The sequence below is a fragment of the Blautia sp. AF17-9LB genome (genome assembly GCF_003479185.1).
Lineage (GTDB): Bacteria > Bacillota > Clostridia > Lachnospirales > Lachnospiraceae > Fusicatenibacter > Fusicatenibacter saccharivorans.
Window position 1 is genome coordinate 1 of the sequence record NZ_QUGU01000021.1, and the last position, 18,223, is coordinate 18,223.

Consider the following 18,223-nt stretch of genomic DNA (forward strand, 5'->3'; position numbering starts at 1 on the left):
AAGTGCCGTAAGGCATGGAGCTGACTGTTACTAATCGGTCGAGGGCTTGACCTAATTGGTTGTGTTCACAAAATGGAATGATAGATGTGTAGTGTATGCGGTTTTGAAGGTATATCAAATATCTTCAACTGAATAATCCTCGATAGCTCAATGGTAGAGCACTCGGCTGTTAACCGAGGGGTTGTTGGTTCGAGCCCAACTCGGGGAGTGAATGAGACCTGTAAGAATTTTCTTGCAGGTCTTTTCGTTTCTTGCAGGCGTGATGAAAAAGGGTTTACTGTAAGATGTGTCATCCTAGGGGTGACAGAGACAAAAGAGAATTGAGTTGCCCTTTCTGATGTGTTACAATAGGGCTATCCGAAACAAATGAAGGAGACAAAGAGGATGAATGAAAGTTATACCAGTTTTGCTCAGGTTTACGACATGTTCATGGACAACGTGGATTACCCGTCCTGGAGCAAATATCTGATTCAGCTTTTAAAAGAATATCAGGTGGAAGACGGACTGGTGCTCGATCTTGGCTGCGGAACGGGAAACATGACCGAGCTGCTTGCAAAAGAGGGCTACGATATGATCGGCGTGGACAATTCCGAGGACATGCTCGAGATCGCCAGTGAAAAACGCGAAAAGTCCGGATTAAACATTTTATATCTGCTTCAGGATATGCGGGAATTCGAGCTTTACGGAACCGTGAAAGCGGTCGTGAGCATCTGCGATTCTATCAACTATATTCTGGAGGAAGACGATCTGCGGGAAGTATTTTCACTCGTCAATAATTATCTGGATCCGAAGGGCATGTTTATCTTTGACTTGAATACAAGGTATAAATATGAACAGATGGGTGAGACTACGATTGCGGAAAACCGCGAAGAGGCAAGCTTCATCTGGGATAATTACTATGACCCGGAGGAAGAAATCAACGAATATGAGCTCGCCATTTTCATTCCTGCGGGAGGAGATTCCGATCTGTACCGCAAATTTGAGGAGGTACACTACCAGAGAGCTTACGATCTTGCGATGGTTCGCCGGTTACTGGAAGAAGCAGGTATGGAATTTGTGACGGCCTATGATGCTTTCACAAAGGATGTGCCAAAACCGGAAAGCGAGCGCATCTATGTAGTAGCAAGAGAAAAGGGAAAATCAGCGGAAAAATGATCCTGCCCTGCAGTGACGATAAAAGAAGAAAAATGAAAAAACAGGAGAAAAACAGATGGATTATATTGTAAGAGCAACAGCGGCAGACGGACAGATTCGCGCGTTTGCGGCGACAACGAGGGAAACAGTAGAAACTGCACGCGCAGACCACAACACCAGCCCGGTGGCAACTGCAGCACTTGGCCGCCTTCTGACTGCAGGTGCAATGATGGGCGTCATGATGAAGGGAGACAAGGATCTTTTGACTCTCCGCATTCACGCAGGGGGACCATTGAATGGAATTACTGTGACGGCAGATTCCAAAGGAAACGTAAAAGGCTATGTTGGAAACCCGGATGTCGTGATTCCGGCTAATAAAAAAGGAAAACTGGATGTGGCAGGCGCTGTCGGTGTCGGCTTTATGGATGTCATCAAGGATCTTGGGTTAAAAGAGCCGTATGTCGGCCAGTGCGCTCTGCAGACCAGTGAAATCGCAGAGGATCTGACGTATTACTTTGCAACGAGCGAGCAGGTTCCGTCCAGCGTTGGACTCGGCGTGCTGATGAACAAAGACAACACCGTTCGCCAGGCAGGTGGTTTTATCATTCAGCTGATGCCGTTCTGCGATGAGAAAGTGATTGAAAAGCTGGAACAGCGTCTGGCAGAAGTTAATTCTGTCACCGCGTTTCTTGATGAAGGGCTGACGCCAGAGCAGATTCTTGAAAAGCTGCTTGGAGATATGGATCTTGTAATCAACGATACCGTGCCAACCCAGTTCTACTGCAACTGCAGCCGGGAGCGGGTATCGAAAGCACTGATCGCGGTTGGAAGAAAGGAACTGAACGAGATGATTCAGGAAGGAAAACCGGTGGAGCTGAAATGCCATTTCTGCAACAGCGCTTATGAATTTTCCACAGAGGATCTGAAGGAATTATTGCGTAAGAGCAAATAACAGTACTGTTTCAGGCGAAACAGAGACTGGGAGAGTTTCTGTTCGCAGAAAATCCGTAAAAAGGAACCAGATAGTGGAGGAAGAAAGAGATGAAACAGGGATTCGTAAAAGTTGCCGCCGCTTCCTGTGCGGTAGTGGTAGCAGATGTCAGAGAAAATACGAGAGTCATTCTGGAAACCATTCATAAGATGGAGGCTGCGGGCGCGAAAGTGATGGTACTCCCGGAGCTGGCTCTCACCGGCTACACCTGTAGTGACTTATTCTGGCAGAGTCAGATGATTGATGCGGCGAAAGAAGGATTAAAAGAAATTGCCGATGGCACGAAAGAGACCGATGCGCTGATTTTTGTCGGACTGCCGTGGGAACAGGGTGGAAAGCTGTTCAATGTAGCCGCTGTGCTTTGTCACGGAGAGCTTCTCGGTGTTGTACCGAAAAAGTATCTGCCGAACTATAATGAATTTTATGAGCTGCGTCATTTTACGCCGGGAAAAGAAGCGGTGACAACAACGGAATTTTTTGGAAAAGAGGTTCCGTTTGGCATGAATCTGCTCTTCCAGTGTGAAAAAATGCCGCGTCTTAAAGTTGCGGCAGAGCTCTGTGAGGATCTCTGGACTCCAAATCCGCCGAGTGTGGCGCATGCGCTGGCAGGTGCGACAGTGGTCGTAAATCTTTCTGCCAGTGATGAAATGGTTGGAAAAGACAGTTATCGGAGAAGCCTTGTGAGCGCACAGTCGGCGCGTCTGATCTGCGGCTATATATACGCGACAGCAGGCGAGGGCGAGTCGACGACAGATCTTGTCTTTGGAGGACAGCATCTGATTGCTGAAAACGGAACCATTCTTGCCGAGGCAAAACGATTTGAGAATCAGATCATTTGCGCAGATCTTGATGTGGATCGTCTGACAAGTGAGCGCAGAAGGATGACCACGTATCCGGAGCAGAGAACCGATGGGTATCAGGTCGTTCGATTCTCCTTGGCAATAGAAGAGACAAAGCTGACCCGTTACTTCGATCCGCGACCATTCGTACCGTCGGATAAGCATAACCGCGATCAGCGATGCGACGAAATTTTAAATATTCAGGCTATGGGACTGAAAAAACGTCTGGCGCATACCCATTGCCAGAGCGCAGTTATCGGTATTTCCGGTGGACTTGACTCGACGCTGGCATTGCTTGTAACGGCAAGAGCATTTGATCTGCTCGGGATTCCGAGAAAGCAGATCCTGTCTGTAACGATGCCGTGTTTTGGAACGACAGACCGTACGTATCAGAATGCATGTGAGCTGACGAGATGCCTTGGCGCAACCTTAAAAGAGATCGATATCAAGGAGGCTGTCAATCTTCATTTCCGTGATATCGGACAGAATCCGGAGAAACACGATGTGACGTATGAAAACGGACAGGCGCGTGAGAGAACGCAGATTCTGATGGATCTTGCCAACCAGTCCGGCGGTATGGTTATCGGAACGGGTGATCTTTCCGAGCTGGCACTTGGCTGGGCAACGTACAATGGCGACCATATGTCGATGTATGCCGTCAATGCGTCCGTACCGAAAACCCTGGTGCGCCATCTGGTGCAGTATTATGCGGACACCTGCGGGGAAAAAGCACTTTCCGATATCCTTCTGGATGTGCTCGACACGCCGGTCAGCCCGGAACTGCTGCCGCCGAAAGATGGTGTCATTTCTCAGAAAACAGAAGATCTCGTCGGACCGTACGAGCTTCATGATTTCTTCTTATACTATATGCTGCGTGTGACGTACGAACCGCTCAAGATTTACCGTGTGGCAAAACTTGCATTTGCCGGTGTCTACGATGATGCGACGATCTTAAAATGGCTGAAAACGTTCTACTGGAGATTTTTCGCGCAGCAGTTCAAACGCTCCTGCCTGCCGGATGGCCCGAAGGTCGGAAGCGTTGCGGTATCCCCGCGCGGCGACCTGCGTATGCCGAGTGATGCGTGCGTGAAGCTCTGGAGAGAGGAACTCGACCAGCTGTAAAAAACAAAACAGGAAATACGGAAAGAAACAAAGATAATCCAAATTGGTGCAGACAATCAAATTTTGAGATGCACGACAGAAAAAAGGCTTCGGAGCAGAAGAATGCTTCGAGGCCTTTTTGCATGGAAAGATCAGGATTCTGAGGAGGAAGGATTTTGAGCCTGTTCGAGCGCCTGATTGATCGCGGAGACGAGCAGTTCGGAGGTGTAGCGGTCGTCCTCTCCGTAGATGAGGCCTTCCGTCGTCTGATTCACATAGATCTGGCTTGCGATGGAATCGAGCGCGGGCTCCATGAGCGGATACATGGCGGCGGTGGTTTCACTTAAGTTATTCAGTGAAATCGCGGTGATGCGGTCCTGCTCAACATTGACCTGCACATCGAAGGTTTGGTCGCCGAGGGAGATCGTGGAGGTGTAGATGCCGGGAATGTAGCGTGCATTTTCGGCGGAAGCAGCAGTGGTGACAGAAGGTTTTTTCGCAGAATCCTTCTTCCCGGAGAACATGATCAGAAACACCACGAGAAGAATCAGCGCGAGAGCAAGAAAAACAGCGGTGTAAACCACTTCTTTCATATGTAGTACAATGATTTTCGTTTTGGAACTCATGGGCGGGCACACTCCTTTTTGAAAAGCCGTCTGTGAGCGGACGAGAGGCGAACGGACGGGCGTTTTTACTATAATGTATGTAAAAGAAAAATCGTTTATGAAAAAAAGTGTCTGAAAAATCATTTCCGCAAGCTGCAAGTAATCTTTGGACAGTCTTTCTTCTGTCCGAAAATTAGTATATAATGTAATCGGTCACGATAACAAACTTCAGGGAGAGTCGGGAAAAGATGAAAAAAAGAAAAATCAGAAGTACCATGGGCGTTTTTTTTACTACTTTTTTGCTTCTGCAGATTATTTTACTGTTTCTGTACAAAGCGTTTATTGTTGATATTGCTAAAAAAAATGAGGAAAACCTGGTGGAAAATACACTGCAGATTTATCATAATACGATGGAAAGTGTATTGGAACGTTTGGATGATAACCTGGATCTTCTTCTGGGGTATCGCCTGCTTTTGACACAGCTGAACGGAGAAAATAATCTGGAAAAAGTGAAAGCGCAGTATCAAATGTTGCAAATTCTTAAGGAAAAATGCCAGGATACCAAAGAAGCGGATGCCTATGTGATTGTTAATTGTAAAGACAACAGTATTTTGATTCAGAGAAATGGAAATATAACATATGATACAATAAAAGATATCAAAAAATATCTTCAAAAGCGTAATACGTTTGATAAAACTCCTACATCCGGCTGGACTTCCACTGTCATGGGGAAGCAGGTGTATCTGGTAAAATATTATAATTATGGTGCAAATACGATCGCTGTATTGGTATCAGAAAAAAGACTGGACTCTTTGTTAAACTATAATGATATGTCCATCAAAGAGGCAGCGTTCTATCTTACAGACAAAAAAGGGAAAATTCTGTGCGGTTCAGGAGAGGATTGGACATATGGAGAAGCGATAGAGAATCTGCAGAAACAGGATCCATCCATCAGTATCTATCAGGGATCTGTTCTGGAAGATGCATATCAGATGTATTACAGTGTAAAATCATCCGAGTATGCCGCATATTCTACCTCCGGTATCGTTATTTTTGGATTTTTAGTACTGTCTTTGCTTTCCTTTGGAACAATTGTCTGGTATATGCAAAAAGAAATCTTCCGGCCGATTGCAGACCTGTTCTGGGTGTCCAGAAAAATTCACAGTGGAGATTTCAGGGCAAGAGCGGAATATAATACAAACAGCTACGAAATGGAAGAAGTAAAACAGGCATATAATGATATGGTACAGACGATTCTTGAAATGAGGGTGCAAAAGTACGAACAGGAACTTCGAATGAAGGATGTGCAGCTGAAGTATATTCATATGCAATTAAAACCACATTATTTCCTGAATGCTTTATCAACCATTAACAGCATGGTTTATCAGCACGAGGAAGAGAATGTCCATGCCTTTATTCAGGCATTTTCACAGAACATTCGTTATATGTTTCGAACCGGTCTGCATACTGTTCCGCTGCAGGATGAAATAAAGAATGCCAAGGGATATCTGGAAATGCAGCGACTCATGTACCGGGATTGCTTTTATGTCTATATGGATATACCGGAAGAACTGCTGCAGTATCCAGTGCCGCAGATGATCCTGCATACATTTTTGGAAAATATATTTAAGCACGTGATCAGTATTGATTCGTTCACTACGGTTCTGATTCAGGCATTGTGGAGCTTCTCGGGGAAGGAAGTTTACTTAAAACTGGAACTATATATATCGCAGGGTCAATTTTCACAGGAAATACTGGACTTTGTGAATAAAGATATGGAAATAACAGAAAAAAAAGATGGAAGTGGAATTGGAATAAAAAATGTAAAAGAGGTTCTGAAGATGATGTACCAGCAGGATCATCTTCTGTATTTGGAGAATCTGGAACCGGAAGGAACCAAAATAACCATATGGATTCCGAAAACACTGAAATGTACAGATGAGGAGAAAGACGAAGAGAGATGAATTTGCTGATTGTAGATGATGAAATTGTGACAACGCAGGTATTGGAAGAACAGCTGGATCGCGCGTTACTTTCTATTGACCAGATCTATGTGGCCTACAATACTTCTATGGCCAGAGATATTTTGCAAAAAAATAAAGTGGAACTGATTTTATGTGATATTGAAATGCCAAAGGAGAATGGAATTCATTTTCTGGAATGGGTACGAGAACAGAAAATCCAGACAGAGGTTATCTTTCTGACCAGCCATGAAAAATTTGAATATGCCTATGGAGCTGTGCAGAATGGTGCGGCAAACTATCTGCTGAAGCCAATTGATATGAATAAAATCAATCAGGCCTTGCTTCGTGTGACAGAAAAAATAGCCTGGAAACAAAAAACGGAGGAAATCCGGGAATATTGGAAGATCGGAAAAAGAAAGATGGTGCGATATTTCTGGACAAGAGTATTGCTGGAACCCGGTGTGCAGAAACAGGGACTCGAGGAGGAAATCAAGCAACAGGGGATAGAGGAAGAGATTCAGGAAAAATATTGTGTTGTGATTCTTCATTTTGCCAGTGGCAAAATGGACTTCGGTAAAGAAAAGGAACAGGAATCCATTTATAAATTTGCAATGGAAAATATTCTGGCAGAAGCATTCACAGAAAAAATTAGAATGGAAAATGTGATCTGCTGGGAAGAAAATAAGGGAACCTATCTTGGAATTCTGTCGGAATTTTCGGAAAGGGAGACGAAGGAGAGAGCGGCACAGGTCAGAAACATATTTGAAAAATATTTTCCGGATGTATTGCAGATCGGATACATATCCCCAAGCGTTTCTTTTTATGAAGCAGGTTTGGAAAAAGAGAAAATAATGGAATATGACAAAACGCATATTTATGACGAAGGGGAAATAAAGGAATTTATGGCATTGCTCCGAGAAAAGGAGGCTTCCGGACATATTCTGGACGAAGATTATATTCTGCAGTGTCTGAACAAGGGTTCCAGGGTAAGTACAATGGAATATTTACAAAAAACGCTGCAGCATGTAAAGCAAACGATGCATTCCGTAGAAGGATTTCGCAATTTTCAGGTGGAACTGACACAGCTTGTAAGCAAATATCTCCATGATAAAAAGGAAAATATGAACAGCGTGATTCGTGACCCGATCTATCTGAAACTGGATATGAATGCGGTTAAATCGGAATTTTCTATGGTGCAGTGGATGACATGGCTGATGAATAAGGTATTTGATCTGACACAGGAGGAACGGAAAGAAAAAACAGAAAAAAGGATCACAGATCAGGTAATTGATTATATCAGAGAACATTATACGGAAGATATTAACAGAAATACGCTTTCGGAGAGGTTTCATTTTTCACCGGAATACATTGGAAAAATGTTCCGGAAGGATATCGGAACGTCGTTGAATGATTATATTAATTCTCTGCGCGTGGAAAAAGCGAAACATTTGCTGGAAAACACCAATACAAAGGTGATTGATACTGCGCTGGAAGTCGGATTTGATACGCTCCCGTATTTCTCATCTGTATTTAAAAAATATACGGGAGTTTCACCGGTAGAGTTTCGGAAAAAAGAATAGATAGCTTAAAAACGAAAGTTTTTGTACTTTTTTGTGTAAGAACTTTCGTTTTTTTTGCGCTATGATAAGTCTATCAAAAGGAACCGGAAAGAAGAAAGGAGAAAGAAATGAAGAAAAAGATTTTGGCGATTTTGATGGCCACCCTGACAGTGGGATCTCTGCTGAGCGGGTGTGGTGGAGCACAGAGCGGTGATGCAACCGGAAAACAGGAAAGCAGTAAACAGGAGAGCAGCGACAGCGAAGAACCGGCAGAAATTGTATTTGCGTATATGACACAGAACAATATCCCAGAGTCATCAGAACTGGAAAGAATTCAGAACCTGATCAACGATTATACGGTAGATAAGATCAATACGAAGGTCAAACTGGTACTGTTTTCCAATTCTGATTATATGAATCAGGTGAATCTGATGCTGGCATCCGGAGAACAGCTGGATTTATTTCAGGCCTATAATACGTCGCATCTGAAATATATTCAGGATGGAACAGCGCTGGATATTACAGAGTATCTGGACAATGATCTGAAAGAAACAACAGAAACTCTTTACGATGGTTTTCTGGCACCGACAACGGTAGAGGGAAAAACATATGGAATTCTGAATATGGGTTCTAACTATGTACCGGGTGGATTTACCTATCGTGAAGATATTACTGAGGAACTTGGAATCGATATGAGTCAGGTTACCAAACCGGAAGACTTGACAGCAGTGTTTGCAAAGGTAAAAGAAGCTTATCCAGATATGACAATCATTGATCCGAACAGAGCGAATGCATTATTTGAAAGTTATCTTGGCAAGATTGATAAAATTGATCCATTAGGCGACAATATCGCTTCATCCGTTTCCGGTGTGGCTTATCAGGATAATGCAACTGTAGTGGATATATATGAAACGACAGACTTTAAAGAACTGTGCGAACTGACCAGAAGCTGGTTTGAAGCTGGTTATTATGCAAGTGATGCAGCTACCACAACAGCAACTACCGCAGAATTACTGATGTCCGGCAACTGCTTTGGCACATTCTGTGGTCTTGGTAATCCAAAGATTGCGCAGCAGTATACAAACAACTATGGTCATCCATTTGAAAATGTACAGATCAGTGATTCGATGATCTGGTCTGGAAACTCCGGGGCGTGGATGGTAAATTCCGGCTGTAAAAATCCTTCAGCAGCCTGCAAATTTATGAATCTGCTGTACACAGATGAATATGTAGATAACCTTCTGGTCTATGGAGAAGAAGGCGTGGATTATAAATTGGATGAAAATGGTTGTGCAGTAGCACCGGATGGATATACGGATCTGAATAGTGTAGCCTATACCGATAATATGAACTACTATTTCTGGGGAAATAAATGGTTGACCTATCCGGTTGCAGGCGGTCTGTATGGAGAAGAAAAAGAGACAAATAAACAGCAGAATTATGATGGAGATCATTCAAACTATTATGGTTTCCTTTACGACTACAGTGATAAAGAAGCAGAATATACCGCATGCCTGAACATTGTAGAAGAATATAAAAAATCTCTGTGGGTTGGTGCTGCGGATGTAGATGCAACACTTGCCGAGATGACAAAACGACTGAAAGCAGCCGGCATGGATGACCTGATTCAAGGAAAACAGGAGCAGCTGGATGCATGGATGAGTAGTAAATAGGAAAGACTTTGAAAAAAGGAAAGGGCTGCGGAATATCACCGCAGCCTTATTTATAAAAAGGGAGCTCGAATTATATGCCGAAGAGTAAGAAGAAATATGCCAGCAAAAATACATTAGCATTGCTCTTAATTGCATTGCCGGGTATTACATATCTGATTATTAATAACTATATCCCGATTGTGGGAACCTTTATTGCGTTTAAAAAGTTCAGCTATGCGAAAGGAATCTGGGGCAGTCCATGGTGTGGACTGGATAACTTTAAATTTTTGTTTCTGACAGATGATGCATGGGTTATTACGAGAAATACATTGTTATATAATCTGGCTTTTATCGTGATCGGAACCGTAGTTTCTGTGATTTTTGCAATCCTGCTGCATGAGCTGGGAGAACTGTTACGCGGAAAGCTTTTCCAGTCCGTGCTGTTGTTTCCACACTTACTGTCCTGGGTTGTAACGGCGTATCTGGTATACGCGTTATTGGGAAGTACAACCGGTTTTGTGAACAATACAATTTTAGATGCGTTGGGGAAAAACGGCGTAGACTGGTATACTGCAAAAGCTGCATGGCCGTTTATCCTGGTTATTGTATATCTTTGGAAGAATGCAGGATATAATGCGATCGTTTATATGGCAGGTATTGCAGGCATTGATAAGGAAATTTATGAAGCAGCAAAGATTGACGGTGCCTCTAAACTGAAACAGATTACTGCTATTACGCTTCCGCTTCTGAGACCAACCATTATTATTATGACATTGATGGCGATCGGTCGTGTATTCTATTCTGACTTTGGTTTGTTCTATCAGGTACCAATGAATGCAGGAACCCTGTTTTCTACGACGCAGACGATTGACACGTATGTATATCGTGGTTTGATGGAACAGGGTAATGTAGGAATGTCTTCGGCAGCAGGTGTATATCAGTCATTGGTTGGTTTTGCACTGGTCATGATTGCAAACTTTATTGTACGGAAAAAAGATCCGGAAAACGCATTGTTCTAGGAGGCAGGATATGAAAAAGACAGTCAGCGATGAAAAACGATTTATTGCAATAGCAACAGTTATTTTAGTGGTAATCAGTATTGTGGCGTTGTTTCCGATGATTCTTCTGGTGGTTGCGTCCTTTACCGATGAAAATGAACTGATTACAAACGGATATCAGATTTTGCCGAAGAAACTCAGCCTGGAAGCATATACCTACATGGTAAAACAGGCAGCAACAATCGTAAGATCGTATCTTGTTACGATTGGAACAACCGTTGTCGGAACCGGATTAAGCGTATTACTGACGACTTCGATCGCATATCCGATGGCACGAAAAACATTCAAATATAGAAACGCATTATCCTTTTTTGTATATTTTACCATGCTGTTTAATGGAGGACTGGTGCCACAGTATATTATGTGGACAACATTTTTCCATATTAAAGATACGTATGCAGCACTGATTTTTCCGAATCTTCTGATGACAGCATTCAATATTTTCCTGGTAAGAAACTATTACAGCAACAGCCTGCCGGAAGCATTATATGAAGCTGCACAGCTGGACGGAGCGTCAGAGCTTGGAATTTTCACCAAAATTGTATTTCCGTTGTCGAAGCCGGTAGTTGCCACCATTGGACTGTTTACAGGTCTTTCCTACTGGAACAGCTGGACCAATGCTTTATATTACGTACAGGATCCAAAATATTTTGGTATTCAGAATCTTCTGATGCGTATCATGAAAAACATTGAATATCTGCGAAGCGGAGCATCAGAGCTGGCGGCCGAAGGACAGGCAGTTTCGCTTCCGGGAAACTCCATCCGAATGGCACTGGCATTTGTCGGAATTTTACCAATCATTATTATTTACCCGATGCTTCAGAAATATTTTATCAAAGGTGTGGTTGTCGGCGCTGTAAAAGGCTGACAGAAAGGAGAAACAGATGGCAGCATATGTACATTGCAATTTTCACTCCTGTATCCTGCGGATGCAGGTAGATGTTTCGATTCTGCTTCCGGAAAAAGAGCGAATGGAAGATGTAGAGCAGGGAAAAAAGGGAGAGACTTTCGGGAAAAACAAAAAATATCAGACCCTGTATCTGCTGCATGGATTTACAGGAGACCATCTTTCGTATCTGAGGACCTCCAAGATTGAGCGTTATGCAGATGAGCATCAGATTATGGTGGTTATGCCAAGCGTATATAACAGCGCCTATACGGATATGAAATACGGACTGGATTATTTTTCTTATCTGACAGAAGAACTGACAGATTTTGTGGAGAGAAATTTCCCGGCAGCAACAAAGCGGGAAAACCGTTTTATTGCAGGAATGTCGATGGGAGGTTACGGTGCCTATAAATGGGGACTTACCTGTCCGGAAAAATTTGCGGCAATCGGAGGCGTTGCGGGATCTTATCATGCGGAATATCGTTATCAGGGAAAGGTTAACACGGTATCCACCCTTTGTGAAGCGTTATATGGTGATCCGCCTGCGATTACACCGGAGGTTCATGATGTTTTTACACTGTTGAAAAACCGGAAAGAAGAAGGAAGAGATATTCCGAGACTGTATACCTGCTGCGGTACAGAGGACAGACGTCACCAGGATTCGGTCGATCTGAAGGAGTTTGCGGATCAGCTGGGCGTTCCGCTGCTGTTTGAAGAGGGACCGGGAAGACATGATGATATTTTCTTTGATGAGTATATTCAGAAGATTCTGGACTGGATGAACTTTGCAGGGAAATCAGTAGAAGAATAAAATATACCGCAAAGTGGGGCTTGCAGATTGCGGAAATGATTTTTCAGACACGCGCTAAGCGAAAACACTACAGAATATAGAACTATTTAGCAGATAAAGACCCATATTTGTAGAAATTTTTCTTAGTGCGGCAGCCCCCACGGGAAATACAGGGAGAAGAGGAAAATGCAGATAGAAAAAGCAGCTGTAGCCGGAACACTGGAATCCAGCGATTGTATGGTTACGGTAGAAGATGGGGATGGCAATATAGATCTGGTACTGGAAAGTACAGTGATTCATCAGTATGGAAATCAGATCCGTCATGTGGTTCTGGATACTCTGGAAAATCTGGGAGTTCAGAACGTAAAAATTAAGATTGTAGATAAAGGAGCTCTGGACTGCACCATCCGTGCAAGGGTGGAAGCTGCGGTATACCGTTCCGCCGGGCAGTCGGAGCAGCTGCCATGGGGAGGTGCGATCCGATGAGAGACGCAAAAAAACGATTACGTCGTACCATGATGTTTTTAAACGCACAGAAGCCGGGACTGATTAAAGATCCCTATATTTATGGAGCAGATTCTCTGATGTTGGATCTGGAAGATGCAGTGGCAGAAAATCAGAAGGACGCGGCCAGATTTTCCCTGTTTCATGCACTTCGCACGATTGATTATCATGGAGCGGAACGGATTGTACGTATCAATGGCCTGGACACACCTTTCTGGAAGGAAGATATCCGTTGCGCAGTAGCCGGTGGATGTGATGGCATCCGGATTCCGAAGACAGAGACAGCACAAGATGTAAAGATAGTGGAGCAGCAAATTTTAAAGGCAGAGAATGAGTTTGGCAGACCGGAGAACAGTACCTTAATTATGGCAGCGATAGAATCGGCAAGAGGTGTGGTGAAGGCGTTAGAAATTTGCGAGGCTTCGAAAAGGTTGTTTGGTATCGCACTGTCCGGTGGAGATTACACGAAAGATCTGCATACCCACATCACGGGAACCGGAATAGAACTGATGGGAGCAAGACAGCAGCTTGTCATCGCTGCACGGGCAGCAGGTGTACAGTGTTTTGATACCGTCTATACAGATTTGGAAAACGAAGAGGGCTTTCGGGAAGACGTCAATACGATTCACCTGATGGGCTTTGATGGGAAATCGATTATCAATCCAAGACAGATTCGTATTGTACATGAAATTTTTACGCCGAAAGAAAAAGAGATTATTTTTGCGGAAAAAGTAGTCCGTGAGATTGACAGCAAAAAGGCACAGGGAATCGGTGTGTTTACTGTAGACGGAAAGATGATTGATATTGCGTTTTATGATGGTGCAAAGCGAATCATCGAACTGGCCAAGGCTTCCGGTGTGTACGAGGGGGAACTGTAAAATGAAAAATGCAGTAGGGAGAGAAATTCCCGAGGAAATATTGAAGATAACAGGAAAAGAAGTATTTCACGGAGTGCATTATTATGATGGTTATGAATATCAGAAAGATGGTCCGAAAACCCGCTGCGTGGTGAATTCCGATGGCAGCAAACTGGTGAAAACAATTCATGAGGCACTGGTGAAATGCGAAATCCGGGATGGCATGACAATTGGATTTCATCATCATTTCCGGGATGGTGATCTGGTTGTAAATATGGTGATGGAAGAAATCCATAAAATGGGTATTAAAAATATTACCATTTGTGCCAGCTCTCTTGGGAAAGCGCATGCAGGACTGGTGCCGTACATGGAAGATGGAACGATTACGGGAATCCAGTCTTCCGGTGTGCGCGGTGAGATTGGAAAGGCGATTTCTGAGGGAAAACTGAAAGGGCTTGCAGTGATGCGCTCTCACGGCGGCAGAGTTCGGGCAATCGAAACAGGAGAAGTACACCTGGATATTGCATTTATCGGAGCACCGACGTGTGATGATTATGGAAACTGTCGTGGTATCGGTGGAAAGGCGGACTGCGGAGTGTTGTCCTATGCGATGGTAGATGCTGATTACGCAGACAGAGTCGTAGCAATTACGGACTGTCTGGTTCCGTTTCCTAATTTCCCGGCGCATATTTCCATGACAAAAGTAGACTATGTAGTAGTGGTAGATGCAATTGGAGATCCTAAGAAAATTGCAACAGGTGCAGCAAAACCGACGAAAGATATGAGAAAACTGATGATGGCGGATTACTGTACACGATTTGTAACGTCTACCCCGTACTTTAAAGATGGATTTTCCTATCAGACAGGTGTGGGAGGCGCGTCTATCGCTTCCACCATTTCGCTGGCAAAAATCATGAAGGAACGTGGAATCCGTATGCGTTTCGGTGTCGGAGGTCTGACAAAACCGATGTGTGATCTTCTGGATAACAATCAGGTTGATGTACTTCTGGATACGCAGGATTTTGATCTGGATGCGGTAGAATCAGTAAAAGATATCAGGCATTTCAGAATCAGTGCCGGTGAATATGCAGACCCTTTTAACAAGGGCGCAGTAGTCAACAAACTGGACTTTGTGATTCTGGCAGCACTGGAAGTTGATGTAAATTTCAATTGCAATGTTGTAGTAGGTTCCGATGGCGTTATAACAGGCGCGCAGGGAGGTCATCCGGATACGGCGGCAGGTGCAAAATGCACCATTGTACTGACTCCTTTATTACAGGGAAGAATTCCGGCAATCTGTACGGAAGTAACAACAGTGACAACACCGGGAGAATCTGTAGATGTAGTCATCACGGAATATGGAGTTGCAGTTAACCCACTGCGAAAAGATCTGCTGGAAGCGGTAAAAAACAGTGGACTTCCGCTGAAAACGATAGAAGAACTTCGGGATTTGGCTTACCGGATTGCAGGAGAACCGGAGAAAGTAGAATTTGGCGAACGTGTTGTAGGAATTATTGAAAGCAGAGATGGAACCATCATGGATGTAGTTCGTCAGATTAAACCATTCCGATTTAAAGAGGAAAAGAATATACTCCCGGAGCCAGTACATAAATAAGAGAAGGGAGGGCAGGCAGTGAGTGACTATATGGAAGAAACAGGGGATCCTTTTACCGGGAAAAAGAAAGAGGAACTCAAAAAATTTCTGGAATACATGGGACTTACTTATGATGAGCAGATTACACATTCCATCGTATTGCGAAAAGAGAAAGAAATCATAGCAACTGCTTCCTGCCAGAAAAATATCATAAAATGTGTTGCGGTATCAGAAGCGTATCAAGGACAGAATCTGCTGGCACATCTTATGACATCTCTGATTGAATATTTTTATGGAATGGGAATTTCTCATTTTTTCGGATTTACCAAGCCTCAGAACAAAGAACTGTTTTGTAGTATGGGAATGTATCCGGTGGCACAGACAGAAAAAATTCTTCTTCTGGAAAATGACAAAAACGGACTTGAAAAATTCCTGAAACGATTAAAAAAAGAAACACAGGAACAGCAGAAATGCAAAGTGGAAAACAGACATGAAAACGGTATCGGTGCAGTGGTTATGAATTGTAATCCCTTTACCAGAGGACATGAATACCTGATCCGGGAGGCAGCAAAAAAAAACAAATGGCTGCACATTTTTATCCTCTCAGAAGAACAGAGCTTTCTGACAACGAGAGAACGGTATCAGTTGGTAAAAGAAGGAATACAGGAAATTCCAAATGTGATTCTTCACCAGACCTCAGAATACATGATTTCGCCGGCTGTGTTTCCGACATACTTTATCAAAGAAAAAGCGAAAGCCTATGAGATGAATTGCCAGTTGGATATTCAGCTGTTTGGAGAGTGCATTGCACCGGAGCTTAAAATTACAGATCGCTATGTGGGCAGTGAACCGGTCTGCGATGTGACACATACCTATAACCAGTGCTTACGGGAGCAGCTGCCGTGCTATCAGATCCGCTTTCATGAAATTCCCAGAAAAACATATGGAGACCAGATCATCAGTGCATCTGAGGTCAGAAAAAAATATGCGGAAAATCAATTAAAAAGCGTCTGCGGAATGCTTCCGGAAAGTACCTGGCGCTATCTGGAAAGGAAAAAGAATGAAAACGGAAAATAAAGTTTCCTTAGAGCAGGTATTGTGGAGCCGAGAAAAAAGGGTGGCAACGCAGAAAGAGCTTCTTGAAAAATATCCGGGTACGTTAATCTGCTTTATGCTCAATATTCCGGGTCCGGAAAAGGTAAATAAACTTTTCGAAAAGGTCTTTTATGAAGGACTGGAAAAGATACAGAATAAGCTGGAAACGGAAAAAATTTCGACGGAAGTCCGGCTGGTACAAGAAAACATAACCGGATATGAGGGATATTTGGTTGTGAAAGCAGACGGCTGCCGGGTGAAAAAGCTTATGATTGCTTTGGAAGAGACGAAGATTGGGAGACTGTATGATATTGATGTATTGGAAAAAGAAAATACGAAAATCAGCAGAAATGATCTTGGATTTCCGGAAAGAAAATGTCTGTTATGCGACAACCCGGCCTGTCAGTGTGGCAGAAGCAGAAAACATTCGATCGAAGAATTGAGAAAAAAGATCTATGATATCATATGGGAAGAGCAGCTACAAAGAGGCGTAGCCGCTGAGATCAGTCAGGCCCTGATGGAAGAAGTGTATACGACACCAAAACCAGGCTTAGTAGACCGGGAGGATACCGGTGCACATACAGATATGGACTGTCAGACATTTCAAAAGAGTACAGAGGCGATCGCCGAAGATCTGGCGGCAATGTTTGAAGCAGGGTATTCCTGGGAGGCAGATCCGGAGACGCTGTTTCCGCTTCTCAGAGAAAGAGGAAAAAAGACGGAAGAAAAAATGTTTGCTGCAACCGGAGGAGTCAATACGCATAAAGGAATCATTTTTACGATTGGCATTCTAGCAGCTGCGGCCGGAATTTCCCTGAGAAATTACGGAAAAATCGAGTCAGAGAGTGTTTGCCGAATCAGTCTGGAAATGACAAAAAAAGAGCTGGAACAAGATCTGAGAAAGTTAAAACAAAGTTCGGGGATCACGCATGGAGAAAAAATTTACTGCCATCTGGGCGAAAAAGGTGTCCGGGGACTGGCAATGACCGGATATCCGATTCTGTGTGAACTTACGGTTCCTCATATGAAGCAGTATATAGCAAATAACAGGGACAAAAATCAGATCAATGTACAGATTCTTCTTGAAATTATAGCAGAGCTTACAGACACAAATGTCATCAGCAGAACCAGTGAGAAAGAAATGCGATGGCTGCAAACGGAAGCAAAGGCAATTCTTAAGGCAGGTGGTGCTTTTAGTGAGAATGGTTTGCAAAAAGTGCGGGAACTGAATCAGATTTGTATCCGGAAAAATATGAGTCCGGGCGGAGCTGCGGATTTACTTGCAGCAACGATTTTTTTGTGCCGCATGGAAACACTGATGGAACGACGGAAAGGTATTTTACAATAAAAAGAAATTAAAAAGAAACGGCCGCTTTCAATACGGAATATTTCGTTATTGAGAGCGGCTTTTCCTATAACAGCCTTCACTCGGACAAAATCTCCCACAAAGTGGAATTCACAGCTTACGAATATCCGCTTGACACACACTCTGGTGCGGTAATGTTTAGGGAAGGAAGAGTTACAATTTGCCCGGCGTTTGATTGCATCGAAAAAAAGAGTCTGTTATACTTAGCTATGTCTATTTTAGGAA

Annotated in this window: 16 protein-coding genes and 1 tRNA gene; 16 read left to right on the forward strand and 1 reads right to left on the reverse strand. The window is 43.5% G+C overall.

The genetic code is table 11. The features are described 5' to 3' along the window. The first annotated feature begins 136 nt into the window (after positions 1-136). From DWX00_RS17260 to DWX00_RS17275, 4 genes are all read left to right on the forward strand, one after another. Positions 137-208: transfer RNA gene (locus DWX00_RS17260), tRNA-Asn, on the forward strand. Positions 209-366: 158 nt separating this feature from the next. Continuing rightward, complete coding sequence (locus DWX00_RS17265) at positions 367-1,155, forward strand: class I SAM-dependent DNA methyltransferase (protein WP_118595869.1); 789 nt, start codon at positions 367-369, stop codon at positions 1,153-1,155. Between the two features lie 55 nt (positions 1,156-1,210). Then, positions 1,211-2,086: an Hsp33 family molecular chaperone HslO gene (hslO, locus tag DWX00_RS17270; protein WP_118595870.1), complete on the forward strand. Its 876-nt coding sequence runs from the start codon at positions 1,211-1,213 to the stop codon at positions 2,084-2,086. A gap of 89 nt (positions 2,087-2,175) precedes the next feature. Continuing rightward, a complete protein-coding gene (locus DWX00_RS17275) occupies positions 2,176-4,086 on the forward strand; it encodes an NAD(+) synthase (protein ID WP_118595871.1) in 1,911 nt (636 codons plus the stop codon). Between the two features lie 131 nt (positions 4,087-4,217). Here the strand turns inward: DWX00_RS17275 and DWX00_RS17280 are convergent, their stop codons facing one another. Beyond that, positions 4,218-4,691 carry a hypothetical protein gene (locus DWX00_RS17280; protein WP_118595872.1) on the reverse strand — a complete coding sequence of 158 codons (474 nt, stop codon included), beginning with the start codon at positions 4,689-4,691 and terminating at the stop codon, positions 4,218-4,220. Between the two features lie 227 nt (positions 4,692-4,918). On the opposite strand from DWX00_RS17280, the gene DWX00_RS17285 reads away from it, so the two are divergent. From DWX00_RS17285 to citG, 12 genes are all read left to right on the forward strand, one after another. Then, a complete protein-coding gene (locus DWX00_RS17285; RefSeq protein WP_118595873.1) occupies positions 4,919-6,634 on the forward strand; it encodes a sensor histidine kinase in 1,716 nt (571 codons plus the stop codon). Further along, on the forward strand, positions 6,631-8,214 hold the full coding sequence (locus DWX00_RS17290) for a response regulator transcription factor (RefSeq protein WP_118595874.1): 1,584 nt from the start codon (positions 6,631-6,633) through the stop codon (positions 8,212-8,214). Before DWX00_RS17285 ends, DWX00_RS17290 begins: the two co-directional genes overlap by 4 nt. A gap of 107 nt (positions 8,215-8,321) precedes the next feature. Then, positions 8,322-9,866, forward strand: coding sequence for an ABC transporter substrate-binding protein (locus DWX00_RS17295; protein WP_118595875.1), 1,545 nt, complete (start codon positions 8,322-8,324; stop codon positions 9,864-9,866). A 74-nt stretch (positions 9,867-9,940) separates the two neighbouring features. Further along, positions 9,941-10,864 carry an ABC transporter permease gene (locus tag DWX00_RS17300; RefSeq protein ID WP_118595876.1) on the forward strand — a complete coding sequence of 308 codons (924 nt, stop codon included), beginning with the start codon at positions 9,941-9,943 and terminating at the stop codon, positions 10,862-10,864. A 10-nt stretch (positions 10,865-10,874) separates the two neighbouring features. Further along, entirely contained in the window at positions 10,875-11,771 is an 897-nt protein-coding gene (locus DWX00_RS17305; protein WP_022462680.1) for a carbohydrate ABC transporter permease, read from the forward strand. A 16-nt stretch (positions 11,772-11,787) separates the two neighbouring features. Further along, positions 11,788-12,603: an alpha/beta hydrolase gene (locus DWX00_RS17310; RefSeq protein WP_117804859.1), complete on the forward strand. Its 816-nt coding sequence runs from the start codon at positions 11,788-11,790 to the stop codon at positions 12,601-12,603. Positions 12,604-12,623: 20 nt separating this feature from the next. Continuing rightward, a complete protein-coding gene (locus DWX00_RS20755) occupies positions 12,624-12,683 on the forward strand; it encodes a hypothetical protein (protein WP_431834939.1) in 60 nt (19 codons plus the stop codon). An 85-nt stretch (positions 12,684-12,768) separates the two neighbouring features. Next, positions 12,769-13,068, forward strand: a complete 300-nt coding sequence (gene citD / locus DWX00_RS17315) for a citrate lyase acyl carrier protein (protein ID WP_118595877.1) — start codon at positions 12,769-12,771, stop codon at positions 13,066-13,068. Further along, positions 13,065-13,964 carry an aldolase/citrate lyase family protein gene (locus DWX00_RS17320; RefSeq protein ID WP_117804857.1) on the forward strand — a complete coding sequence of 300 codons (900 nt, stop codon included), beginning with the start codon at positions 13,065-13,067 and terminating at the stop codon, positions 13,962-13,964. Before citD ends, DWX00_RS17320 begins: the two co-directional genes overlap by 4 nt. 1 nt (position 13,965) lies before the next feature. Continuing rightward, positions 13,966-15,558, forward strand: coding sequence for a citrate lyase subunit alpha (citF, locus tag DWX00_RS17325; RefSeq protein ID WP_117804856.1), 1,593 nt, complete (start codon positions 13,966-13,968; stop codon positions 15,556-15,558). A gap of 18 nt (positions 15,559-15,576) precedes the next feature. Beyond that, positions 15,577-16,614 carry a [citrate (pro-3S)-lyase] ligase gene (citC, locus tag DWX00_RS17330; protein ID WP_117804855.1) on the forward strand — a complete coding sequence of 346 codons (1,038 nt, stop codon included), beginning with the start codon at positions 15,577-15,579 and terminating at the stop codon, positions 16,612-16,614. Beyond that, on the forward strand, positions 16,598-17,980 hold the full coding sequence (citG, locus tag DWX00_RS17335; RefSeq protein ID WP_118595878.1) for a triphosphoribosyl-dephospho-CoA synthase CitG: 1,383 nt from the start codon (positions 16,598-16,600) through the stop codon (positions 17,978-17,980). Before citC ends, citG begins: the two co-directional genes overlap by 17 nt. Positions 17,981-18,223 lie beyond the last annotated feature (243 nt).

Bases quoted from the DNA above. Each gene is read 5' to 3' on its own strand.
- DWX00_RS17265 (WP_118595869.1), top strand. From the start codon at position 367: ATGAAGGAGACAAAGAGGATGAATGAAAGTTATACCAGTTTTGCTCAG.
- hslO (WP_118595870.1), top strand. From the start codon at position 1,211: ATGGATTATATTGTAAGAGCAACAGCGGCAGACGGACAGATTCGCGCG.
- DWX00_RS17275 (WP_118595871.1), top strand. From the start codon at position 2,176: ATGAAACAGGGATTCGTAAAAGTTGCCGCCGCTTCCTGTGCGGTAGTG.
- DWX00_RS17280 (WP_118595872.1), bottom strand. From the start codon at position 4,691: ATGAGTTCCAAAACGAAAATCATTGTACTACATATGAAAGAAGTGGTT.
- DWX00_RS17285 (WP_118595873.1), top strand. From the start codon at position 4,919: ATGAAAAAAAGAAAAATCAGAAGTACCATGGGCGTTTTTTTTACTACT.
- DWX00_RS17290 (WP_118595874.1), top strand. From the start codon at position 6,631: ATGAATTTGCTGATTGTAGATGATGAAATTGTGACAACGCAGGTATTG.
- DWX00_RS17295 (WP_118595875.1), top strand. From the start codon at position 8,322: ATGAAGAAAAAGATTTTGGCGATTTTGATGGCCACCCTGACAGTGGGA.
- DWX00_RS17300 (WP_118595876.1), top strand. From the start codon at position 9,941: ATGCCGAAGAGTAAGAAGAAATATGCCAGCAAAAATACATTAGCATTG.
- DWX00_RS17305 (WP_022462680.1), top strand. From the start codon at position 10,875: ATGAAAAAGACAGTCAGCGATGAAAAACGATTTATTGCAATAGCAACA.
- DWX00_RS17310 (WP_117804859.1), top strand. From the start codon at position 11,788: ATGGCAGCATATGTACATTGCAATTTTCACTCCTGTATCCTGCGGATG.
- citD (WP_118595877.1), top strand. From the start codon at position 12,769: ATGCAGATAGAAAAAGCAGCTGTAGCCGGAACACTGGAATCCAGCGAT.
- DWX00_RS17320 (WP_117804857.1), top strand. From the start codon at position 13,065: ATGAGAGACGCAAAAAAACGATTACGTCGTACCATGATGTTTTTAAAC.
- citF (WP_117804856.1), top strand. From the start codon at position 13,966: ATGAAAAATGCAGTAGGGAGAGAAATTCCCGAGGAAATATTGAAGATA.
- citG (WP_118595878.1), top strand. From the start codon at position 16,598: ATGAAAACGGAAAATAAAGTTTCCTTAGAGCAGGTATTGTGGAGCCGA.